At 39.2% G+C, this 24,907-nt stretch carries 19 protein-coding genes; 3 read left to right on the top strand and 16 right to left on the bottom strand.

Annotated elements, in window-relative coordinates:
* Positions 1 to 12: 12 nt before the first annotated feature.
* The 6 genes from PVK62_RS07435 to znuA all read right to left on the bottom strand — a co-directional run bounded on the left by PVK62_RS07435 (position 13) and on the right by znuA (position 9,068).
* The gene (locus PVK62_RS07435; protein ID WP_274443775.1) at positions 13 to 255 is read right to left on the bottom strand and encodes a FeoC-like transcriptional regulator; all 243 of its coding nucleotides are present in this window, start codon (positions 253 to 255) and stop codon (positions 13 to 15) included.
* Entirely contained in the window at positions 252 to 2,528 is a 2,277-nt protein-coding gene (gene feoB, locus PVK62_RS07430; protein ID WP_274443774.1) for a Fe(2+) transporter permease subunit FeoB, read from the bottom strand. Before feoB ends, PVK62_RS07435 begins: the two co-directional genes overlap by 4 nt.
* 1 nt (position 2,529) lies before the next feature.
* Positions 2,530 to 2,757, bottom strand: a complete 228-nt coding sequence (locus PVK62_RS07425) for a FeoA family protein (RefSeq protein WP_045101569.1) — start codon at positions 2,755 to 2,757, stop codon at positions 2,530 to 2,532.
* Positions 2,758 to 3,273: 516 nt separating this feature from the next.
* Positions 3,274 to 6,678 (bottom strand): hybrid sensor histidine kinase/response regulator transcription factor, encoded by a 3,405-nt coding sequence (locus tag PVK62_RS07420; protein WP_274443773.1) that lies wholly within the window; start codon positions 6,676 to 6,678, stop codon positions 3,274 to 3,276.
* Between the two features lie 159 nt (positions 6,679 to 6,837).
* Positions 6,838 to 8,178, bottom strand: coding sequence for a murein DD-endopeptidase MepM (gene mepM, locus PVK62_RS07415; protein WP_274443818.1), 1,341 nt, complete (start codon positions 8,176 to 8,178; stop codon positions 6,838 to 6,840).
* Positions 8,175 to 9,068 carry a zinc ABC transporter substrate-binding protein ZnuA gene (gene znuA, locus PVK62_RS07410; RefSeq protein WP_274443772.1) on the bottom strand — a complete coding sequence of 298 codons (894 nt, stop codon included), beginning with the start codon at positions 9,066 to 9,068 and terminating at the stop codon, positions 8,175 to 8,177. The genes mepM and znuA overlap by 4 nt, the downstream gene beginning before the upstream one ends.
* Positions 9,069 to 9,156: 88 nt before the next feature.
* On the opposite strand from znuA, the gene znuC reads away from it, so the two are divergent.
* Both znuC and znuB read left to right on the top strand, forming a co-directional pair.
* The gene (gene znuC, locus PVK62_RS07405; RefSeq protein WP_274443771.1) at positions 9,157 to 9,927 is read left to right on the top strand and encodes a zinc ABC transporter ATP-binding protein ZnuC; all 771 of its coding nucleotides are present in this window, start codon (positions 9,157 to 9,159) and stop codon (positions 9,925 to 9,927) included.
* Complete coding sequence (gene znuB, locus PVK62_RS07400) at positions 9,924 to 10,709, top strand: zinc ABC transporter permease subunit ZnuB (RefSeq protein WP_274443770.1); 786 nt, start codon at positions 9,924 to 9,926, stop codon at positions 10,707 to 10,709. The genes znuC and znuB overlap by 4 nt, the downstream gene beginning before the upstream one ends.
* Positions 10,710 to 10,781: 72 nt before the next feature.
* Here the strand turns inward: znuB and PVK62_RS07395 are convergent, their stop codons facing one another.
* The 9 genes from PVK62_RS07395 to sdhC all read right to left on the bottom strand — a co-directional run bounded on the left by PVK62_RS07395 (position 10,782) and on the right by sdhC (position 22,306).
* The gene (locus PVK62_RS07395) at positions 10,782 to 12,392 is read right to left on the bottom strand and encodes a methyl-accepting chemotaxis protein (RefSeq protein ID WP_274443769.1); all 1,611 of its coding nucleotides are present in this window, start codon (positions 12,390 to 12,392) and stop codon (positions 10,782 to 10,784) included.
* A gap of 322 nt (positions 12,393 to 12,714) precedes the next feature.
* Positions 12,715 to 13,587 (bottom strand): succinate--CoA ligase subunit alpha, encoded by an 873-nt coding sequence (gene sucD, locus PVK62_RS07390; protein WP_274443768.1) that lies wholly within the window; start codon positions 13,585 to 13,587, stop codon positions 12,715 to 12,717.
* On the bottom strand, positions 13,587 to 14,753 hold the full coding sequence (gene sucC, locus PVK62_RS07385) for an ADP-forming succinate--CoA ligase subunit beta (protein ID WP_130043127.1): 1,167 nt from the start codon (positions 14,751 to 14,753) through the stop codon (positions 13,587 to 13,589). Before sucC ends, sucD begins: the two co-directional genes overlap by 1 nt.
* Positions 14,754 to 14,905: 152 nt before the next feature.
* Positions 14,906 to 16,117 (bottom strand): 2-oxoglutarate dehydrogenase complex dihydrolipoyllysine-residue succinyltransferase, encoded by a 1,212-nt coding sequence (gene odhB / locus PVK62_RS07380; RefSeq protein WP_274443767.1) that lies wholly within the window; start codon positions 16,115 to 16,117, stop codon positions 14,906 to 14,908.
* 19 nt (positions 16,118 to 16,136) lie between these two features.
* A complete protein-coding gene (gene sucA / locus PVK62_RS07375) occupies positions 16,137 to 18,953 on the bottom strand; it encodes a 2-oxoglutarate dehydrogenase E1 component (RefSeq protein ID WP_274449355.1) in 2,817 nt (938 codons plus the stop codon).
* Between the two features lie 122 nt (positions 18,954 to 19,075).
* Positions 19,076 to 19,789, bottom strand: coding sequence for a succinate dehydrogenase iron-sulfur subunit (locus PVK62_RS07370; RefSeq protein ID WP_274443765.1), 714 nt, complete (start codon positions 19,787 to 19,789; stop codon positions 19,076 to 19,078).
* 14 nt (positions 19,790 to 19,803) lie between these two features.
* Positions 19,804 to 21,570 carry a succinate dehydrogenase flavoprotein subunit gene (gene sdhA, locus PVK62_RS07365; protein ID WP_274443764.1) on the bottom strand — a complete coding sequence of 589 codons (1,767 nt, stop codon included), beginning with the start codon at positions 21,568 to 21,570 and terminating at the stop codon, positions 19,804 to 19,806.
* Positions 21,570 to 21,917: a succinate dehydrogenase, hydrophobic membrane anchor protein gene (gene sdhD, locus PVK62_RS07360; protein ID WP_274443763.1), complete on the bottom strand. Its 348-nt coding sequence runs from the start codon at positions 21,915 to 21,917 to the stop codon at positions 21,570 to 21,572. The genes sdhA and sdhD overlap by 1 nt, the downstream gene beginning before the upstream one ends.
* On the bottom strand, positions 21,911 to 22,306 hold the full coding sequence (gene sdhC / locus PVK62_RS07355) for a succinate dehydrogenase cytochrome b556 subunit (RefSeq protein ID WP_274443817.1): 396 nt from the start codon (positions 22,304 to 22,306) through the stop codon (positions 21,911 to 21,913). The genes sdhD and sdhC overlap by 7 nt, the downstream gene beginning before the upstream one ends.
* 393 nt (positions 22,307 to 22,699) lie before the next feature.
* Between sdhC and PVK62_RS07350 the strand changes: the two genes are divergently transcribed.
* The gene (locus PVK62_RS07350) at positions 22,700 to 23,989 is read left to right on the top strand and encodes a citrate synthase (RefSeq protein ID WP_274443762.1); all 1,290 of its coding nucleotides are present in this window, start codon (positions 22,700 to 22,702) and stop codon (positions 23,987 to 23,989) included.
* 100 nt (positions 23,990 to 24,089) lie between these two features.
* Here PVK62_RS07350 and PVK62_RS07345 read toward each other — a convergent pair whose 3' ends face one another.
* Positions 24,090 to 24,845, bottom strand: coding sequence for a Nif3-like dinuclear metal center hexameric protein (locus PVK62_RS07345; RefSeq protein WP_274443816.1), 756 nt, complete (start codon positions 24,843 to 24,845; stop codon positions 24,090 to 24,092).
* Positions 24,846 to 24,907: the final 62 nt, after the last annotated feature.

Raw genomic sequence — 24,907 nt, 5'->3', positions numbered from 1 at the left:
ATCGTTAAATGATTATCGTATGTAAGTGGTCATTAACTCATCTTTGTATACAGGGCGATACCAGACGCGTTCAGCCTCTTGGCAACACTGAGTCTTGTCACAACCAATAAGCTCACGAGTTAACTTCCCTTTCTTCACCCAGAGCTCAAGCATTGCATCGACACCATCTTCACTCATGCTGAATTTCTTTGCTAATGCAATACGCTCTACACGGCCTTGTTCATCAATGTACTGTTTAAGCTCGGTTAAAATCATACTAAAGCAGCCTCTTGTTGCTCTACTTCTTTGCTTTTATGTTTCAAGGCAAGATAAGTCACTGCCATTACGATTAACGAAATTGCAATCCACATACTGCTTGTCATTGGTGCATTAGAAAAATTCGCAATTTGGTAGTAGAGCGTTGCTGATACATAAGCCAATAGCATTGTCCAACCCGCAATAAAGTAAGAGTACTGACGACCAAACTCACGCATGTATGCCCCCATTGCAGCCACGCATGGCGTGTAAAGCAGAATAAAGATTAAGTAAGCCATCGCACTTGCGCTTGTCACAAAGTGAGCTTGTAAATTACCAAAAATTGAATCAGCAACACCTTGGTCCTCTGCAACAGCACTAGAGTCTGTTAAATCACCGACTTCAACACCTAGTGGATCTGAATAACTTAAGCCTGATAGGTTGTCAGGAATAGACATCACCGCCTCTTCAAGACTTGCCATTAAATCAAACTCAGCACCTTCATCTGCAGGATCTGAATATAAGCTGTTTAATGTACCGACAACGGCTTCTTTTGCAAAAATACCGGTAATAATACCCACGGTTGCAGGCCAGTTATCTTCTTGAATACCAATTGGTGCTAATACTGGAGTAACAACTTGAGCGGCTTTAGATAACACAGAGTTTTCACTGTCTTCGTTACCAAATGAACCGTCCATACCCAATGAGTTAAAGAAGCTTAAAATAGTTACAACAACAACAATCGTTTTACCTGCACCAAGTACAAAGCGTTTTAGTTTCTGCCATGTTTTAATCATGATGTTACGTATTGTTGGAAATTCATAATCTGGGATTTCCATGATAAACGTATCACTACGACCCGGATAAATAGTGTGTTTTAGCAATAAACCTGTAAATACAGCCGCTAAAATACCGAAGAAATACAAACCAAATACCACGTTCTGACCATTTTCTGGGAAAAAAGCGGCAGCAAACAAAGCATAAACAGGAAGACGTGCACCACATGACATAAATGGAGCCATTGATGCCGCCAGTTTACGTTCACGCTCTTGCTCTAGGGTACGAGTCGCCATGATAGCGGGAACGTTACAACCAAAGCCGAGAACCAAAGGAACAAACGCTTTACCTGGTAAGCCAATCTTTTGCATTACTTTATCAAGTACAAATGCTGCACGAGCCATATAGCCAGAGCTTTCAAGTAAAGATAGGAATAAGTATAAACAACCGATCACTGGAATAAATGTCGCAACGGTTTGAATACCACCACCAACACCATCAGCAATAAGTGTAACTAACCAAACAGGCAAATGACCATCTAATAAATAATGGCTACCATCAACCAGTAATGCACCAACACCAATATCAAAGAAATCAATGAATGCACTACCAATGTTAATAGAGAACATAAACATCAGGTACATGACAAAGAAAAAGAAAGGAATCCCTATCCATTTATTCAAAATTACACGGTCAATTTTCTCACTAACACTATGGCTTAAACCACCTTCTTGGCGACGCAATTGCTGACATAATTGATGTAAAAATGTGTATCGACAATCTGCAATATGAAAATCAGCTTCGACTTGCGTCGTTAATACATTAGCGATATTAGCCACTGCATTTCTTTTTTCTGCTTCTAATGCATTCAATACTAATGCGTCATTTTCTAGTGCCCGGATAGCCAATGAACGACTTGATGCATAATCACTTGTAAATAATGATGACGCTTCCTCTATTGCCGTCTCAACTTGCTCACCATACGTCAACTCAAGCGGAACCATTTTTATGCCTTGAGCAATAGACTTATGTAGTTTTTCTTTAAATTTATGAACTTGACCAGTGTTGTTTGCAGAAAGTGCAAGTACAGGGCAGCCTAGTTTTTTCTCTAACCCTTTAATATCAAGAACCTGTCGTTGACGCTTTAATACATCCATTTTATTCAGTACAACGATCATTGGACGGCCCAATTCACGTAGTTGTAATGTCATATATAAACTACGCTCTAAACAAGAGGCATCCACCACATTAATAATAACGTCTGCATCATGTGTTAAAACCGCTCTCGAAGCGATAGTTTCATCAAGACTATTTACATCATTACCACTGTCTAACGCGTAGATGCCAGGTAAATCCGTTAATAAAAACTCATCACCTGAACACGTATATTTACCTGTTTTCTTTTCGACGGTTACACCAGCCCAGTTACCTACTTGTTGCTTAGCACCCGTTAGGCCATTAAATAAGGTTGTTTTACCACTGTTTGGGTTACCTACAGTTAGTACTTGATACTGCATCTTATAATTCCTTAACTGTGATCTGTTCTGCTAAATTTTTACGAATAGCGAGAGACGTGCCTCTTACGCTAATTTGTAATGGATCACCCATTGGAGCTTTACGCAAAATAGAGATTTCCGTATGCGGTAGCATTCCCATTACCATTAACTTCTTTCTTGTATCTGTTGGTAATAAAGACATATCTGTTACTACGGCTTTTTTTCCGCTATCTAATTGCGTTAGTTTCATCTTAAGCTCCACGATAGTGAGAATCATTATTATTTCGTTTCATTCTATAACTTACGCTTACATTTTTCTTGCGCTAAATCAATTTTTGTCAGTAAATTGACAAAAATCCTATAAATCAAAACGTTTATTCAGAAAAATATCTTTCGTGATACCGCTCCCAAGTCAACGTCAATTACGTCAAAAAAATCAAACAAAAAACAACGTCAAAATAATAAAAGAATAGAAACAAAACCGACAACCAATAAAAGCGTTAATTTTCAATAGCTTATATTGGAATTTGCTTAGTGGCGGATTTATACCAATAGATTGTCGTTATTTTGATATGTAAAAAAAGAAAGCCGACGTATAGTTTGTACATCGAGAGGGAAACTTCTCAAACTTTTATTCTAATGGAGGTGATAGGATTTATCTTATTACCTCGGCAGCAAGCGAAGGTATCTTTGATGCCCGCGACGTAGTCCCCCCGGCTACGTCGCGATCTTTTTTCTCATCTATCTCTTTCTTATTTCAATTCCATCACTCTTCATTTTCAGTAACAAATTGCGTTGGCGATAATCCATAATGACGCTTAAATCGTTTACTAAAATAAGATGGGTCATTAAACCCTGAATCAAATGCGGCATCAGCAACTTTACTTCCTGAGATCAATAACTCACATGCTTTTTCTAACTTAACTTCAATCAAGTACTCCATAAATGAGCGTTGAGTGATCATCTTAAATTTACGCTGAAAGTTTCGCTCAGAAATAAACAATGCTTTTACGACAGCTCGAGTACCAAACCCAGAGTCATGATAATTATCCTCAACTATTTGATAAACGCTAATGAGCCACTCTTGTTGTGGGTCTTTCTCAACCGCAGTACTGCCTTCTGGTTTTATACCTTTGGTCTTATCACTCAATATATCGCTAGCAATAGGCCAAGAGAGTGCAAGTTCATTTTCACCAAGTGTATTTTTTTTGATTTCAAAATGACCTCCATTTTGTACTGTTAATTGCTTAACAGAAGAAAGGCCTAAAGCTTGGTTGAGTACTTCTATAACCTCGGTTAAATCTACTCGCTTCAATTCTTCTAATTCATCGACACTAATGCAATCTCCTTCACTAAAGAAGTAAGCGATGACTCTCTGATCATGACAATCAATACGGACTGTCACTTGCTCACCACACTGACTTCTTTTTAATAAATTGAAAAGTAAATTATTAAAAATCGCATCAATCAATAGCGGCTGAACAAAGACAGAGCAACTTGTCGAATGATCATCTAAATAAAGTTCAACGCCTTTTGCATGATACTCATCTTTCCAGCTCTTAACTGCCGCCCTTAATAACGGTGTAAATACCTGATTGGTTCGATTATTTTTTTGCAACATGACAAAAGGCTCAATATTCGTTAACTGCTTCAATAGCGTTAAGCTGTATTCACACTGATTCGCCAGAAGTAAATTAGTTAATGACCCTCTCTTTTGTAAGTTAGTTTGAATCTCTCTGATTGGTTGCTCTACTTGTTCTGCCATTTCCGATATTACATGCTGCCTCACTGTAAGTAATTTCTGTAATTGTCGATTGCTTGATATTAATGCCTTACCTTGGTTACTTAACTGAAGCGTTTTCCGCTCTACTCGTTTTTTCAATTGCTCATTACTTTTTTTAATCTCTTTTGATCGCCAAAAGTAAATACCAACCACACTAAGCAGAAGAAAACTAAACATTGAAAATATGAACCAAGGTGAGAAAAACCAAGGGACTTCGACATAGAAGAAAAACTCGGTAACTTGACTGGTTCTGTGACCAATATTACGAGGCTTAATTCTTAAAGTATATTTTCCAGGTTTTAAAGAATAAAAAATAAGTGAGTTGCCATCAATATTTTGCCATGTGGTATCACTAGCACCAACTAACTGATAGGAAAGGGCGGTGTTTTGAAATTCAGGTAAAACTCCGAATAAAAAAGAAATACTTGCGCCATAGGGTATCTGTTCTAAACGCTTTTCATCCATACCATAACTGACTGTAGAATGGTCAATGTTAATCTGACCAAAAACCACATGCGGGTTAGTGATTTGATACTCAAGTAATTCTTGTTCATTCGCGAAAAAAAGGCCATCTTTACTCACAAACATCATTGTTCCATTGGATGAAATGGAACATAGCCCAGTTAATAATTCATTATTAATTAGACCTCTTTGACTACCAAAGTGCTTGGTTAAACGACCTTGGTGAGTATATAAAGAAAGACCTTTACTTGATGACAGCCAGACACCATTACTAGTCGATAATACGCAATGAGGTGTTGTGTATTTTTCAGATAATGGGATATCTCTTCTTCTTTTATTCTGCTCACTGATCTGCAACCCATAGTTACTTATTATCCATGAGTTTCCATATTCCGTATCGACCATATCAAGAACGCTACCAGCACTAGCATAGACGTAATCAAATGTCAGAGAGCCATTTTCGTATAGATACATCCCCATATTAGTACCAATAGATAGTTGGCCATTTTTATTTTCATATAAATGGGTAATTTTACTAGGATATTTATTCTCTAAAAACCAAGAGAAACCTAAGTCGATCAACTGAGTGGTATTGGTATTATATTTGTACAAACCATCATGACTGGAAAACCATAAAATACCGGAAGAATCCATTAGTAGGTTATCAATATTCTTATTCTTAATTCCCTTAAGCCCCTTGGGCAAGCTGATTTCTTTTGTAGTACTATCAACTTGATAAACACCAGATGTCGTCCCTACCCATACAAAACCTTGCCCATAGCTAAGATCATTTACGTGCTGTGGCATTACTTTATGAATAGTAGATTCTAAATCCAACGAATTTATCCAAAATAACCCGGTACGGGAACTAAACCAGGCATTGTCATCTGGCGTTTGCAAAATAGCGGTAATTTCATTCATGTCTAATCTCCCATTCGCTTCTTTATAACGAACACGGGAAAATAATTGACTACCATCAGAGTAATAACTGACACCATTATCGGTGGCAACCCAAACTCCATTCTTCTTATCTTCGAGTAAGGCATAAATCTTATTGCCTTCCAGTGAGTAACCATCCCGAACAATCGATTGAAAGTATTCAAGTTGTTGGTTTGAAAAATTCCATTTATATAAACCATTATCGGTTCCAAACCAAAATGATTCCTTTGTCTCTGCAAACGACAATAACGATTTTTTGATTGGTATCTTACGATCGATCGTTACCTGCTCTTCTGTTAACTCTGTTAACCAAATACTGTCATGTGTGCCAAGAATTATTTGCCCTTTTTCTTCTGAATAAAAAATAGCATCAATGTACTGCCCCAAAAATAGCGGGGTATACGTTTTTGTTGCCAGATCAAATTCAAATAGCCCTTTTGAAGTTGCCACTAGCCAGCGACTATCAATGTGAATAGCATCTGTTATTTCTATCTCATTGATAATATAACTGGTATTCGAACCGATAATATTCGCACTAATAAATGAGTTATCTTCAGGTTCGTAAATAAAAAACTGCTCTCCATCATGCCCCCAAAACACACCATTACTCTGGTGTAAGCTGCGTTGTTTACTGTCCAGAGGTAGTTCGTATTCAATATTAAAACCTGCCTGTTCAGACCAACTCTGAATTTTATTCTCTTTAATAAACCAAAATTTATCATCAATATATGAAATTTCTCTTGGTCGTTGTGTACCTGATTTTTCACCTAGTGTGAAAATATTTTGTCCATCAAATAAATGAATTTGTCCATACACGTCGTACATCCAAATCGCACCATCATCACGTAAGAAAAGCTGCTGAGCCATTATATACTGGCCATCTGTATGAATTGGCATTGGATAAAAGATCGTATTGCTTGCAAAAGAAGAAGTAAAAGTAGAGAAAGAGAGAAAAATACTTAGCGTAAGTATTCTGAATAAAGACATCTACTCGCCTTGGAATAAAAAGAAAGGATCCAATATGATAGAAAAAGTCTACTTATATAGCAATGAGGGAAATTCGATTATCAATGTTGGCGAGAGGAAAAAAAAGCCCTTTTTATTCGATAAATAAAAAAGGCTTTAATTGAGGTTAATTAACTATTCTTAAACTTGATCTCGTAGTGCATCAATAGTTAATTGAGCTTGCTGTTTAAAGTGCGCTCTTTCCGCTTTAGTTACAGGGGATGCCTGAGGTAATGGCACTTTCAATGCATTTACTGCACGACCATTTTTAATTAGCTCATAATGTAAGTGAGGGCCAGTTGAGCGACCAGTATTACCACTTAAAGCAATCTTATCTCCCATTGATACTTTCTGCCCCTTTTTCACTAAAATCTTACTTAAGTGAAGATAACGCGTCATGTACTCACGCCCATGTTTGATAATCACATAGTTACCCGCAAGAGAGTGATGTAAAGCTCGCACAACAACACCATCACCAGTGGCATAAACTGCGGTTCCTACAGGAGCGGCAAAATCGGTTCCGTTATGTGGTGAAATACGCCCTGTTATTGGGTGTTTACGGTATGGATTAAATGACGAACTAACTCTGAAACGCTGATGTGTTGGGTAGCGTTCTAATGCTCGGTTCAAACTGCGCCCTTGTACATCATAATAATGCCCATCGGTATGTTTAAGTAATGTAATTTCTCTATTACCGTTTTTATACAATACCGCCTCTACATCACCTGATGACACCGCTTTACCATCAATAAACTCTCTATTGATTTCTACTGCAAATTTATCACCTTTACGCGCTTCTTTGCCAAAATCAAATTTCCACTGCAATTGCTTCGCTAGTACCTGAATTTGACCTGGTGTTAGACCTGCTGCTCGTGCTGAATTATAAAAATTACTGGTCACTCTACCTGTTAGAAATACCGGTTTAATTTCACCTTTCTCTTCTACTTGCTCGAAGGTATATTGGTTTCCATTCCAAGCGTAAACATCCGTATTTTTAATATTACGATGAATTTTTAACTCAGTTAATTTCCCACTTTCATCCTGTTGCCATTCTAAATCAACACCAACACGCATATTTGCCGCTGATTTATTCACTTCAAGCAGTGAATACATATCAGCTATTGGCAGTGCATATTGATTAAAAATAGCACCTAACGTTTCACCTGAAGCGACAGTATGAGAATGTAAGATATCTTTTGCGGCTAATTGTTCATCTAGTTCATCTTTAGGCGCATTAAATTCAGGATCATTAGGTTCAAAAATAGTGCCTACTGGTTCACTGTTCTGATCTGCTAATGTTTGAAGATTTTCGCTTGATAAAGAAACCTCATTTCTATTTGAAACAGAAGAAGTCCTCTGTAAGCTATCTGTTGGTTTCCAAATAAAAATAGCGCAAGTAAATAGGAATAACGACAATAGAACAATCTTATGCCTTTTAGATAGCGAACCAAATCTAGTGGTGATAACTTCTTTATATTTTATTGACTTAGACAACGTGATAACTCATTACTGATGGTTGATAAAAATATAAAATAAGCACCCTCTTCATCTGCTTGTTGTATCGCTAAAGGATCTAATTCACCTTTATGCACCTCAGTGCCTCTGGTAATTGTTGTCACAATTGCTGGTTCAAACTGAGGCTCTGCAAAGACACATACTGCTTGCTGATTTAAAAGTGATTTTTTTATATTAATCAAAGTTTTTGCACCCGGTTTTCTATCCGGACTCACCGTAAAGTGCCCCAAGTTATTCATTCCAAAATAACGTTCAAAATAACCATATGCATCATGAAATACGAAGTACCCCTTATCTTGCACTGGTTTCAGTTGGTCTGAAATTGTCTTCACTGCCTGTGTTAACTTATTTTCAAACACTGCAAGGTTAGACTGATATTGTTCTTTATTCAATGGATCCTTTTTAATCAACTGTACTGTTATCTCTTTTGCGACACCTAGTGATTCCTTTGGACCTAACCAGAAATGCGGGTCGGTATTGTGATGATGACCATCGTCTTCGCCATGAGCATCGTGATCATGTTGATCAAAATGGAAAAAATCAACCGAACTAAACTGGCTAATCGTTACTACATTTTTTTGATCTTCTAATATTTTACTTAGAAAGGGTTCTAAATCATTTCCATACCAAATGATCATATCTGCTTTTTTTACTTTCTTTATATCTGAAGGACGTAACGCATAATCATGAGGAGAAGCACTTTGTGGTACAAGATAAGATGAATCTGATACATCACGAGTTAACTCTTGCACAATTAAGTGAATTGGTTTCACTGAGGACAATACTGTCATCGCTTGGGCTTGAGCCCCTAATAAAGTGCATAAACATAAGGCAACGAATTGAATTTTTTTACTCATGATCTTCTCTTAAAAAATGTGATGGCGATTGGATTTCTAAAATGTTACATTATAACACTTACTAATTGCAAATGACTCTTATTAAAAAATGACTCCATTACTTACTTTACAAGATGTCTGCGTTGTCTTTGATGACCGCCATGTTCTCGATAATATCTCATTATCTATTGAACCAAATAAGATTATTACCCTGATCGGCCCTAACGGTGCGGGAAAATCAACATTAGTGAAGGCTATTCTCGGTTTACAAAAACCGACCAGCGGCATAATTACAAAAGAAAAAAAATTACGCATTGGTTATGTGCCTCAAAAACTGCACTTAAATGACTCTCTTCCTCTTACTGTTCATGGTTTTTTAAAATTAGCCAGAAAATACAGTCAGCAAGAACATCTTGAGGCGCTAATACTGGTTGAGGCAGAGCACTTACTTCACTCGAATATGCATAAATTATCTGGTGGGGAGTCACAACGTGTACTTCTTGCTAGAGCCTTATTACAACGCCCTGATTTGCTCGTTCTTGATGAACCTGCCCAAGGTGTCGATATCCAAGGCCAAATTAGCTTGTATGCATTAATTGAATCTATTCGCCATCGTTTTAACTGTGCTGTGTTTATGGTTTCACATGATCTGCACCTTGTAATGGCAAAAACAGATGAAGTAATTTGTCTTCAGCACCACATTTGTTGTTCTGGCGCTCCTTCTTCTATTTCTAAACATCCTAAATATATTGCATTATTTGGTCAGCAACGAGATCAACAACTCGCTTTCTATCATCATGACCATCACCATAACCATGATTTATCTGGTGAGCCAAGCGATGGGTCATGCTGCAGCAAAAATAAAAAGGCGTCATTATGATTGAGTTTTTACTTCCCGCTCTATTAGCTGGATTAGGTATAGCATTACTTGCAGGCCCACTGGGTTCTTTCGTTGTATGGCGAAAAATGGCGTATTTTGGTGATACTCTTGCTCATGCTTCTTTACTTGGATTATCGCTTGGCTTTTTATTCGATATCAATTTAAACCTAGCCTTGATTGTCTGCTGTATTGCCATCGCATTATTATTAGTGACATTACAAAAACAACGGTTAGTCGCCACTGATACCTTACTTGGAATTTTAGCGCACAGCTCCCTATCATTAGGCTTAGTTGCGGTTAGCTTTTTAGATAATGTTAGAGTTGATTTAATGTCTTATTTGTTTGGTGATTTACTTGCTGTTACTTATGAAGACTTAACTTATATCTATACTGGCGTTATCATTGTTTTAGGCTTGATATATATCGTATGGAGGCCACTACTTTCATCGACAATTAGTGAAGAACTGGCTCAAGTTGAAGGGGTAAATGTAAATTTAATGCGTTTAGTCTTAATGCTAATGGTTGGATTAGTGATTGCTATTTCAATGAAATTTGTCGGGGCTCTAATAATAACATCTTTACTAATCATCCCTGCGGCCACTGCGAGACGCTTTTCTCGCTCGCCTGAACAAATGGTGTTACTTGCTTCAATTTTTGGTTGTATCGCTGTTATTGCAGGTTTAGCTCTTTCATGGCACTACGATACACCTGCTGGCCCTTCTGTGGTTGTTTCTGGTGCTGCTATATTTATGCTATCTCAACTAAAGAAAGCACATAACTAGTAATATAAAGTAAAGCAATACTACCTTCCGTAGTATTGCTTTAACTGTATTTACTTTATATTTACTTAAATCTTAAATCTTAAATCGATTAACTATCGCAGTTAAGTTATCGGCCATCAAACCTAATCTCTCTGACTGCTTCTCCGTTGCATCAACATCTGATGCATTCTCATTCGCAAAAATATTAATCTCTGTAATGAGCTGGTTAACACTAGATGTTGCGGTTAATTGCTCTTCTGCAGATGCTGATATTTGGCTATTCATTGTTTGAATGGTTGCAACAGACTCAAAAATAGAACTGACTGTATGCTGAGTCTCTACCGTCTTTTCTGCAATTTGATGTGCATCATCCGAATTACTTTGCATTAAAGTAACGGATTTTACAGCCTCATTTTGCAATTCTGCAATCATAGCCGATATTTGTGCGGTACTGTCTTGAGTTCTACTTGCAAGCAATCTCACCTCATCAGCAACAACAGCAAAGCCTCTTCCACTTTCACCAGCTCTTGCTGCTTCAATCGCCGCATTTAGGGCTAATAAATTAGTTTGATCAGCAATACTACGGATTACATCTAAAATACTACCTATGTTTTCTGTTTTAACTTGTAAATTTTCAATGACGATTGAAACATCTTTAATATTAACGGCTAATGCTTGCATATCACTATTCATATACCCAATAGTATTAATGCAATGATTTGAAGTATTGTTAACTTCTAGAGCCGAATCAAAAGCCTGAATTGCACTTTTAGTTACTTCATCAACGCTAACAACAATTTGATCTGTTGCTACAGCTGCTTGCCCTAATTGCTCCATTTGGGATTTCATGCTGATATTCATAGTATGAGCTGACGAAGATAAATAATGAGATGATTCACTTAATTCAAGAGTTAACTTATTAATATCTGTCACTAGTTCTTTAATGTTTTGCGCCATTTCAAGAACACGCCCATATATACCAACATGACGACTGTTTGTGGCATTTATATGTGTTAGGTCACCACGAGAAATACGATCAATAACATTTAAAATAACCTCAGGATCATTACCTAGTGTTTTATTATATTTTCGTACCGTAAAAAACATAACAATACCAATAAATAAATTAACAATAAAACCAATTACTAATCCCTCAAGAAGAAAGGCTTTAAAAGTATCATTTACTTTTTTCTCTTGAACACCACTACCTAAGTACCAATTCCAATACTTGGTTTTAACTGCTATAGATTTTACTTCTGTTGTTATGTTATCTCGAGTTGTAAACCAAGAGTAGGTAATAACCTGCCCTGCGACAGTAAGGTTACTGAGAATATGGCTTTTTGCTTCAAGACTAACAATGCTTTCAAATGACTGACCGATAATTTGAGGATCTAACGGTGCAGCTAAGAAGGTTAAATTTTCATCCGTCATCCAGATATATTCATTATCTGAATAATCATAGCTCTGCATTAATTCACTAGCTAATTTTTTTGCTTTAATTTCATCTAGCTCACCAGAAACTACTTTTTGCTCTAAAGTTGCAATCGTATTTTTAGCATTAGTTAATAAATTCTCTAACCTCGTTACGTTATTTATTTCTAATGTATATCTAACATTGTAGGCACCCATAATAATAGACCCAAACATCGCAGCAGAAAAAATTAAATAGATAATTACATACTTAGATTTAGCATTAAATTGCATGTGTATTCTCAAATTAAATAACCATTAATAATTTATACCAATACTGTTATTGGTATTAAGTGCTATTCATCCTTTTATTTATATATATATACGACCCGAGTAAATAGCCTGCTTATTTAAACAAATCATATACTTGTTTATGTCGGTATGAGTCGTATCCTGAGAAAGAAAAGCACTCAATCCTATCAAAAAGATGATTATTGTTTATACTCATTTCGCCCGCTACATTTGTAAGTGAATGCTTCTAGAAGTTACAAATACACAAAAGCCATTCATATTTCTATAAATGGCTTTTGATTCATTCATGTTTTAGCTTAAATAATTACCAACCAGTCACTTCACGAAGTGCTTTGCCGATATCAGCAAGGCTTTTTACTGTTTTAACGCCTGCTTCTTCAAGTGCTGCAAACTTATCTTCCGCTGTACCTTTACCGCCAGAAATAATCGCACCGGCATGGCCCATACGCTTACCAGGAGGAGCAGTAACGCCTGCAATGTAAGATACAACTGGTTTTGTAACATTGTGCTTAATAAACTCAGCAGCTTCTTCTTCCGCTGTTCCGCCGATCTCGCCAATCATTATAATTGCTTCTGTTTCTGGATCTTCTTGGAACAGTTTTAAGATATCAATGAAGTTTGAACCCGGAATTGGATCACCACCGATACCAACACACGTTGATTGGCCAAAGCCTTCATCTGTTGTTTGCTTAACCGCTTCATAAGTCAGCGTACCTGAACGAGATACGATACCAACTTTACCTTTCTTATGAATGTGACCAGGCATGATACCAATCTTACATTCATCAGGAGTGATCACACCCGGACAGTTAGGACCAATCATTACTACGCCTTCAGCATCTAGGCGAACTTTAACGTCAAGAAGATCAAGGGTTGGAATACCCTCTGTAATCGTTACGATAAGCTTAATGCCCGCATCGATTGCTTCAAGAATTGCGTCTTTACAGAAAGGAGCCGGTACATAAATAACAGAAGCCGTTGCACCAGTTGCTTCAACAGCATCACGAACGGTGTTAAATACAGGAAGACCAAGATGAATTTGACCGCCTTTGCCTGGTGATACGCCACCAACCATTTTTGTCCCGTAATTAAGAGCTTGCTCAGAGTGGAAAGTACCTTGACCACCAGTGAAACCTTGGCAGATAACTTTTGTATCTTTATTAATGAGTACAGACATTATTTTCCCTCCGCAGCAGCAACAACTTTTTCAGCAGCTTCAGTTAATGATGTAGCCGCAATAATATTTAGGCCACTTTCAGCCAGTTTTTGTGAACCTAGTGGTGCGTTGTTACCTTCAAGACGAACAACAACAGGAACTTCTACCCCAACCTCTTCAACAGCACCAATAATGCCATCAGCAATTAGGTCACAACGTACAATACCACCAAAGATATTTACTAGAACGGCTTTAACATTGCTGTCTGATAGAATGATTTTGAACGCTTCAGTTACTCGCTCTTTTGTCGCACCGCCGCCAACATCAAGGAAGTTAGCAGGTTGGCCACCGTGTAGATTGACGATGTCCATTGTGCCCATAGCAAGACCAGCGCCGTTAACCATACAACCAATGCTACCATCAAGAGCAACGTAGTTTAGTTCCCACTGTGCAGCATGCGCTTCGCGCTCATCTTCTTGAGATGGATCATGCATTTCACGTAGCTTTGGTTGACGGTACATTGCGTTTGAATCAATGTTAATTTTACCATCTAGACACAGAAGATTGCCTTCTGCAGTCACAACAAGAGGGTTAATTTCCAGTAGAGCTAAGTCATACTCAGCAAACATATTGCCAAGTCCTAAAAAGATCTTAACAAATTGCTTGATTTGATCGCCTTCAAGACCAAGCTTAAATGCTAATTCACGACCTTGAAAGGCTTGAGGACCAACTAATGGGTCAATAGCGGCTTGGTGAATTAACTCTGGCGTTTCTTCAGCAATCTTCTCGATATCCACACCACCTTCAGTAGATGCCATGAAAACGATACGACGCGTAGCACGGTCAACAACCGCACCTAAATATAATTCGTTTGCAATATTTGATGCTTCTTCAACCAACACTTTAGTGACTGGTTGTCCGTTAGCATCGGTTTGGAAAGTCACTAGATTTTTACCTAGCCACTTTTGAGCGAACTCTTTAACGCCTTCTTTTGTATCATGTAGTTCAACACCCCCCGCTTTACCACGGCCACCGGCGTGAACTTGACATTTTACTACTTTCTTAGCAGTACTGATTCGTCCTGCTGCTTCAAAAGCTTCTTGAGGGGTATCACAAGCGTAACCTTCAGGTACAGGCAGGCCGTATTCTGCAAAGAGTTGCTTTGCTTGATATTCATGTAAATTCATTATGTTCTATCCATTTTATGTTATTCCCTTTAATGGGAATTTTTAATGTCCTAAGACGCTCTGAGGCATCTTTCTATTTTTATCCAATAATGAAGTTGAATAAGAGGCTGCCGTGAGCATGGCAGCCTTTGTTTATAACTAAAAGTTCATTATTAAACGTCTAGTAGTAAACGAGCAGGATCTTCAAGTAACTCTTTAATCGTTACAAGGAAACCTACCGACTCACGACCATCAATAAGACGGTGATCGTAAGATAATGCAAGGTACATCATTGGTAGAATTTCTACCTTTCCGTCAACCGCCATTGGACGATCTTGGATTTTATGCATACCTAAAATTGCAGCTTGTGGCGGGTTAATAATTGGAGTAGACATTAATGAACCAAACACACCACCATTAGTGATAGTAAAGTTACCACCCATTAAATCTTCAACCGCTAACTTTCCGTCACGACCTTTGATTGCAAGCTCTTTGATGCCTTTTTCAATATCAGCAAAGCCAAGCGCATCACAGTCTTTTAGTACTGGCGTTACTAAACCACGCGGTGTAGAGACCGCCATGCTGATATCAAAATAGTTATGATAAACAATATCATCGCCATCAATTGATGCGTTCACCTCAGGGTAACGTTTAAGTGCTTCGGTTACGGCTTTCACATAGAAAGACATGAAGCCTAAACGTGTACCGTGACGCTTTTCAAACTGCTCTTGATACTGCTTACGAAGTTCCATGATTGGCTTCATGTTTACTTCATTAAACGTTGTTAGCATTGCAGTGTTGTTTTTGGCTTCTAACAGACGTCTTGCGACTGTTTTACGAAGACGCGTCATTGGCACTCGTTTTTGGCTACGATGTGCTAACGCTTCTGCTGGTTTATCCACTACTTTTTCTGCGTGTGGTACTGCTTTTAATGCGGCAACATAAGCGTCAACGTCTTCACGAGTAATTCGACCACCAACACCTGTACCTTTTACATCAGATGAAGCAATGTCATGCTCACCCAGTAGACGACGAACTGCTGGACTTAGCGCATCATTACTTTCTTCTGATAAAGAAGCCGTATGGCGCTTTTCTGGTGATGATTCAGTATCCGTTGCTACGTCCTTTGTTGGCTCCCCAACCACAGCGCCTGGCTTAAGGCGAGCAAGTAATTGCTTAGAAAGAACCGTTGCACCATCCTCTTCTAAAATAGCCTCTAGTACACCAGCTTCAGGCGCTGGTACTTCAAGAACTACTTTGTCCGTTTCAATGTCTACAAGTATTTCGTCACGCTCAACTGCATCGCCAGGTTTTTTATGCCATGTTGCTACAGTAGCGTCTGCTACAGATTCAGGTAAATCTGGAACCAGAATTTCGATTGTCATATCCGTTTTCCTATACTTTCTAGTTCTTATTTAGGGTCAGAGCGTCTTCAACTAACGCTTTTTGTTGTTTCACGTGCACTGACATATAGCCAACTGCCGGAGAGGCAGACGCTGGACGTCCTGCATAATGTAAGATTGCATTATCTGGCAATGCTGAACGGAAGTTATGTTGGCTAGAGTACCAAGCGCCTTGGTTTTGAGGCTCTTCTTGACACCAAACGTAATCTTCAACATTCGCGTATTGCGCAATTGCCGCTTCTACATCTTCTTTTGGGAATGGGTAGAGCTGCTCAATACGAACAATCGCAACATCACTTTGTTCATTAGTGCGGCGTTGCTCTAATAGATCAAAATAAACTTTACCAGAACAAAATACGACACGTTTCACTTGTGCTGGGTCTAAGTCGTCAATTTCAGGAATTGCCGGTTGGAAATTTCCTTCAGCTAATTCTTCTAATGATGAAGTACACAGTGGATGACGTAATAATGATTTAGGTGACATTACAATCAGCGGACGACGCATTGGACGAACCACTTGACGTCGTAACATGTGGTAAACCTGCGCAGGTGTTGATGGAACCACCACTTGCATGTTTTGCTCAGCACACATTTGTAAAAATCGTTCAAGCCTTGCTGACGAATGTTCAGGACCTTGCCCCTCATAACCATGAGGTAACAACATAGTTAGACCACACATACGGCCCCACTTTTGCTCTCCTGATGAGATAAATTGGTCAATAACGACTTGCGCACAGTTAGCAAAGTCACCAAACTGAGCTTCCCAAATAGTTAAGCCGCCTGGTTCCGCTGTTGCATAGCCGTATTCAAAAGCAAGTACCGCCGCTTCCGAAAGTACAGAATCATGCACTTCAAATGGGCCTTGTTTATCATGAATATTAGCTAATGGCACGTAAGTACTTGCATCTGATTGATTATGAAGAACAGCATGACGATGGAAGAATGTACCACGACCCGAATCTTGGCCAGTAATACGAATGCGCTTACCTTCATCAACAAGTGTGGCATAAGCTAATGTTTCAGCCATACCCCAATCAATGGCTTTTCCACCAGAAACCATCGAAATACGGTCATTACACATTTTATTTACACGACTGTGTAATTTGTGACTTTCTGGATATTGGCAAACACGTTGACCAAGCTCAACTAGACGCGTTTTATCGAATTCACTCGCCCATTCCATATTCCAGTCATGACCGATGAAAGGTGTCCAATCCACATTATGTAGCTGCATTGGTCGCCACTCTTTCACTACCACTTCACCATGATCAAGCGCATCGCGATACTCATTGATCAGTTGTGTGGTTGTTTCCAGCTCAACTTCTTGACGCGCAACCAACATATCTGCGTAAATCTTACGAGGTGTTGGGTGCTTTTTGATTTTTTGATACATCAAAGGCTGCGTAGCATTTGGTTCATCCGCTTCATTGTGACCATGACGGCGGTAACACACTAAATCAATCACTACATCACGTTTGAATTCGTTTCGATAATCCAAAGCAATACGAGTAACGAAAGCAACCGCTTCTGGGTCATCCGCATTTACATGAAAAATTGGAGCCTGAACCATTTTAGCGATATCAGTACAATATTGCGTTGAACGTGTATCTTTGGGATTCGATGTTGTAAAACCAACTTGGTTATTAATAACAATACGAATCGTACCACCCACTTGGAATGCACGAGCTTGAGACATGTTGAATGTTTCAGCTACCACACCTTGACCCGCGATTGCAGAATCTCCATGAATTGTAATAGGGATAACTTTATCGCCTGCTGAGTCATTTAAACGGTCTTGCCGTGCACGAACAGAACCAATAACAACAGGGTTAACAATTTCAAGGTGAGACGGGTTGAATGCAAGAGCTAAATGAACATTACCACCAGGGGTAGCAAAATCGGAAGAGAAGCCTTGGTGGTATTTAACATCACCAGTACCCCATGATTCGCCATGCTTACCTGCAAATTCATCGAATAAGTCTTGTGGTTTTTTACCGAGAACATTGATAAGCATGTTCAAGCGACCACGGTGAGCCATCCCGATAACAACTTCGCGTCCCCCATTTTCACCAGCACGTCGAATGATTTCTTTTACCATCGGAACCATGGCATCACCACCTTCCAATGAGAATCGCTTCGCACCTGGGAATTTAGCGCCTAAATAACGCTCTAAGCCTTCGGCAGCCGTTAGCTCTTCAAGAAAGGTTAATTTCTCTTGTGCTGTAAAAACAGGATTACCTGCTACAGATTCTAAACGCTGTTGGATCCAACGCTTTTCTTCTGTATTAGTAATATGCATGTATTCTGCACCGACAGAGCCACAATAAGTGCCACGTAATGCGTTATACAGATCAGACAGTTTCATTGTCTCTTGCCCTGAAGCAAAAGAACCAACGTTAAATGTTTCTGATAAATCTTCATCATTCAAATTATGAAAAGAAGGCTCTAATTCAGCAACATATTCATGTTGTTGTAATGCTAATGGGTCTAAATTTGCATTTTGGTGACCACGAAAACGGTATGCATTAATTAACTGCAATACTCTTACTTGCTTAGCATCTACATCTGGATCATTAACTTGAGCGCTAACTTGCTTTGTTTCTTTCGCAAGACGACGGAAATAATCTCGTACAGGGGAATGAGCTTGTTCTGATGCGCCAGTATTTTCAACTGGAAGCGTATCAAAAACATCTCTCCATTCATCGCTAACTATTTCCGGGTCACTGAGATAGAGTTCGTAGAGATCTTCTACGTACGTTGCATTAGCGCCAGCTAAATGTGAAGACTCAAACCATGCCTTCATCACGCTATTCTGCATTATTTTCCCTTAATCCAGTAGTTTCACTTCTATCCCGGTCTTCTGTGCCGGGCTTATAAACTTCAACTTACTTACTGCCTAATATTATTTAGTCAATCAATAAGTAAGTTGAGGGAGTATGGTTATACCGCTTTTTTCAATAGCATTGTCTTAATATGACCAATTGCTTTTGTTGGATTTAACCCTTTAGGGCATACACTTACACAATTCATTATGCCATGGCAACGAAAAACACTGAAAGCATCGTCTAAATTAGACAAACGTTCATTTGTCGCTGTATCGCGGCTATCAATTAACCAACGATAAGCGGCAAGAAGCCCTGCTGGTCCGATGAACTTATCAGGGTTCCACCAGAATGATGGGCATGATGTTGTACAACATGCACACATAATACATTCATATAACCCATCTAAGTGTTCTCGTTCTGCTGGAGACTGTAGGTTTTCTCTTGAAGGCGGTGTTGCACCATCATCAATTAAGAAAGGTTTTACCTTCTCATAGTTTTCATAGAACTGACCCATGTCAACAATCAGATCACGTACAACTGGCAGCCCTGGTAATGGTCGAATGACAAGATCCCCTTTACCAATCAGCTCAGATAACGGCGTAACACAGGCTAGACCATTCTTACCATTCATATTCAAACCATCAGAACCACAAACCCCCTCACGACATGAACGACGAAATGACAGAGTAGGATCTTGCTCTTTCAGCAGGATAAGTGCATCAAGCACCATCATATCAGAGCCTTCTTCCACTTCTAACGTATACGCCTTCATATGAGGTGCATTATCTACATCAGGATTGTAACGGTAGATTGAAAAATTTAATTTCATCTTTCTGCCCTCTCTTAGTACGTACGTGCTTTAGGTGGGAATGCTTCACGATGGATAGGCTCCATGTTCACCCCACGCTTAGTCATCGATTCTGTCTCAGGGTTATACACTGAATGACATAACCAATTCGCATCATCACGCTCAGGGAAGTCAAAACGAGCATGAGCTCCACGACTTTCTGTACGGTAGTTTGCTGCAACTGCCGTCGCAAATGCCGTTTCCATCAAGTTTTCTAACTCTAAACACTCTATACGTTGCGTATTAAATTCCGTCGATTTATCAGCAAGGTAAGCATTTTTAAGGCGTTCACGAATCACTTTAAGCTCTTCAAGGCCTTTTGCCATTGCATCACCTTCACGGAATACCGAGAAGTTGTTTTGCATACATTGTTGTAAATCTTTACGAATTTGAACTGGATCTTCACCACCGGTACTGTTTTCCCAACGATTGTAACGCTCAAGAGAAGCTTCAATATCGGCATCAGTCGCAGGTTTAGCTTCAGCTTGCTTCTTCAGTGTTTCACCTAAATGAAGCCCTGTCGCACGACCAAATACCACTAAATCAAGCAGAGAGTTTCCCCCTAAGCGGTTAGCACCATGTACTGATACTGAGGCAATCTCACCACACGCAAATAGACCTTGAATTTCAACATCAGCGCCAGCGGCATCTTGTTTAATCGCCTGACCTGATACTTGTGTTGGTACGCCACCCATCATGTAATGACAAGTAGGAATAACTGGAATTGGTTCTTTTACTGGATCTACGTGAGCAAAGGTACGAGATAATTCACACACCCCAGGTAAACGTGACTCTAGTGTTTCTTTACCTAAGTGATCCAGTTTCAGTTTAATATGTGGACCCCAAGGACCATCACAACCACGGCCTTCACGGATTTCGACCATCATTGAACGAGCAACAACGTCACGGCCTGCTAGGTCTTTCGCATTTGGAGCATAGCGCTCCATGAAGCGTTCACCATCTTTATTCAATAGATAGCCACCCTCACCACGACACCCCTCCGTAACAAGAACACCCGCTCCTGCGATACCCGTTGGGTGGAATTGCCACATTTCAATATCTTGCATTGGAACACCAGCACGAATGGCCATACCTACACCATCGCCAGTGTTGATGTGCGCATTGGTTGTTGATGCGTAAATACGACCCGCACCACCCGTAGCTAAGATCGTGGCCTTAGCTTTGAAGTAACATACTTCACCGGTTTCCATACAAAGCGCAGTTGTACCTAAGATGGCACCATCTTCGTTTTTAACTAAATCAAGTGCATACCATTCTGAAAAAATCGTCGTCTTATGCTTAATATTTTGCTGATAAAGCGTATGAAGAAGTGCGTGACCCGTTCGGTCTGCAGCTGCAGCTGTTCGAGCTGCTTGCTCACCACCAAAATTTTTAGATTGCCCACCAAACGGACGCTGATAAATCGTACCGTTATCAAAACGAGAAAACGGCAACCCCATTTTCTCTAATTCAATTACTGATTCTGGACCATTTTTACACATGTACTCGATAGCATCTTGGTCACCGATATAATCAGAGCCTTTAACCGTATCATACATATGTTGCTCCCAATGATCTTCGTGTGCATTACCTAGAGCAACGGTAATACCACCTTGAGCAGAGACAGTATGAGAACGAGTTGGAAATACTTTTGATAACAAGGCACATGATAAACCTTGTTCTGAAATTTGCAGTGCAGCTCGCATACCTGCACCACCAGCGCCGATTACAACGGCATCAAATTCTCTAACAGCAATACTCACTACACACCCCACACAATAACTAAACCAGAGAAGAAATATCCCAAAAGAACTGACACTAAACCAAGCTGAAGCAGAGCACGCAACATCACAGGTTTAATATAATCAGTAAGAACTTGCCATAAGCCAATCCATGCATGGATAAGAATGGAAAGAAGCGCTAGCATAGTAAATACTTTTGTGAACAAGCCACCGAAGAAATTTGTCCATGATAGATAGGTAAGCTCTGGGCCAAATGCGCAGAAACCGACGATATATACTGTGTATAGGGTAAGAATGATCGCGCTAGCACGAATTAAGATAAAATCGTGTACACCATTACGACCGAAGGAATATACGTTAGCTACCATACCAATACTCCTGCTAAAAGTGATAATACCGCTGTAATTGCAAATGCAACCTTTGCACTATGAGTCCCAGACTCAAGCTCTTCAAAGTAACCCATATCCATCATTAAATGACGAATACCAACCACAATATGATAAGCAAGGACGGTCAGAATTCCCCACATAATGAATGTCACAAAAAAGCCATCGATATGGTCAGCAGCTTGTGCGAATCCAATAGGAGAAGAAAGCGATAGGTTGAGCAACCAAAGCAATATTCCAATAGAAACAAAAGTAATCACACCACTTACACGGTGCATAATTGAGGCGATAGCCGTTATAGGAAAACGGATCGTTTGTAGATCTAGATTGACAGGTCTTGACTTTTTAACTTTCACAAGGGGCTCACTCAGCTCCATTGAGCATTTTATTGTTATAGATACCTCTGATCTATCAAAAACCATGAAAAAATTAACATTTTCGCAACTCTTGTTGTGAGCGACATCTCTTTATGCTGCTTAATTACTAAGCTGCACTCTATTTATAAGTAGATGTAAATCACGCTAACCCTATATAAAATAAGGGACAGACCAGAAACTCTGCCGCAGTATACGATGTGAAATATCTGATTACAAATCTATAAACAATACCTACATCACATCACAGAAAATTAACCTTTTTTTCATTAAAAATATAAACGAGTGCACACATAAGCGCACAATAATTGACATTAGCCCGTGTAATGGGTACAAAGTTGTCACTCTCATATCCGGGATAGAATAAAAATATAACAAAAGGAGAATGTTATGGCAGATAAAAAGGCAACACTTCATATTGAAGGTCAAGCGCCTATTGACATGCCAATCATGGATGGAACAATTGGTCCTGAAGTGATTGATGTGCGTACATTAGGAGCAAATGGTTACTTTACCTTTGACCCAGGTTTTCTTGCCACTGCATCTTGTGAGTCTCAAATAACTTATATCGACGGTGATAAAGGGGTTTTATTACACCGTGGTTTCCCTATTGATCAATTAGCCAATAATGCTGATTATTTAGAAGTCTGTTACATCCTTTTAAATGGTCAGGCTCCAAACCGTGAAGAATACGAAACATTTAAAGATATTGTAACTCGCCATACTATGGTGCATGAGCAAATTTCAAGTTTCTTCCATGGTTTCCGTCGTGATGCTCACCCAATGGCAGTAATGTGCGGTGTGGTTGGTGCACTAGCTGCCTTCTATCACGACTCACTAGATATTAATAATGACGAGCACCGTGAAATTGCCGCATTTAGACTATTGTCAAAAATGCCAACACTTTCAGCAATGTGTTACAAGTACTCAATCGGTCAGCCATTTATTTATCCACGTAACGATCTGACTTACGCAGAAAACTTCTTACACATGATGTTTGCCAATCCATGTGAAGAATACGAAGTAAACCCTGTTGTTGCTCGCGCTATGGATAAAATTTTTACTCTACATGCTGATCACGAACAAAATGCTTCAACGTCAACAGTTCGATTAGCGGGCTCATCTGGCGCTAACCCGTTCGCATGTATTGCTGCTGGTATCGCATCTCTATGGGGACCAGCTCATGGGGGGGCAAACGAAGCATGTTTACGTATGCTTGAAGAAATTGGTTCTCTTGACAATATCGATGAGTACGTTGCAAAAGCAAAAGACAAAGATGACCCATTCCGCCTAATGGGCTTTGGTCACCGTGTTTATAAAAACTATGATCCACGTGCAACAGTAATGCGTGAAGCGTGTCATGAAGTACTAAAAGAGCTAAACATTAAAGATCCACTGTTAGATGTTGCAATGGAACTTGAACGTATTGCGCTTTCTGATGAATACTTTGTTTCTAAGAAGCTGTATCCAAACGTAGATTTTTACTCAGGGATTATCTTAAAAGCGATTGGTATTCCTGTGTCTATGTTTACTGTTATTTTCGCACTGTCTCGTACTGTTGGTTGGATTGCACACTGGAGCGAAATGCACAGTGATCCAACAAATCGTATCGGTCGTCCGCGTCAACTTTACACTGGTGAAGAGCTTCGTGAGTTTAAACCACTTCATGAGCGTGAATAGGTTAGATCTTAAATTCAGACTCAGATTTAAATCGTTAGACTTATAAGCAAAAAAGGTTGATGTATTAGCATCAACCTTTTTGATTATTCAAGAATCAAAACTATACTGGATTATCAATATCAATAAATTCCACATCAAAACCATGCTCTTTCGCTAACCATTCACCCAGAGCCTTAACACCATAGCGCTCGGTCGCATGATGACCTGCGGCAAAATAGTGAATACCTAATTCACGCGCAATATACGTCGTTCTTTCAGATACCTCGCCAGAAATAAACGCATCAATCCCTTGTTGTGCCGCTAGCTCAATGTAATCTTGTCCACCACCAGAACACCAAGCCACCGTTTTTATCTCTTTATCAACATCAGGTATTATATGTAAAGGAGCTCTGTTTAATACTTGATCAATTCGTGCACCTAACTCTTCGCCAGATAACGCAACCTCAAACTCTCCTTTCATTGCAATAGATTGAGGAATTGCTTCTAGCCCTTCTATATTTGAAATAGAGAATAAACGAGCTAATTCTGCATTGTTACCTAATGTTGGATGAATATCTAAAGGAAGGTGGTACACTAACAAATTGATATCATTTTTAATTAAAGAACGAATACGATTACCCTTCATTCCTTTAATTGATTCACTTTCACCTTTCCAAAAGTAACCATGGTGAACAAGTAAAGCATCTGCATTTTTTTCAATTGCGGCATCAATTAATGCTTGCGAAGCCGTTACACCTGTAATGATTTTTTTGACTTCACATTTGCCTTCAACTTGTAATCCATTTGGGCAATAGTCTTTAATTAATTGAGGTTTAAGCTCTTTATTTAATAACTGTTCTAGCTGAAAATTGTTCATCATTACCATCCGTTTTTTATAATAAAAAAGCAGCGACATGCGCTGCTTTTTACTAACTCTTT

Source organism: Aliivibrio sp. S3MY1 (genome assembly GCF_028765575.1).
Classification (GTDB): domain Bacteria; phylum Pseudomonadota; class Gammaproteobacteria; order Enterobacterales; family Vibrionaceae; genus Aliivibrio.
This window is presented reverse-complemented; position numbering and strand designations above follow the sequence as displayed.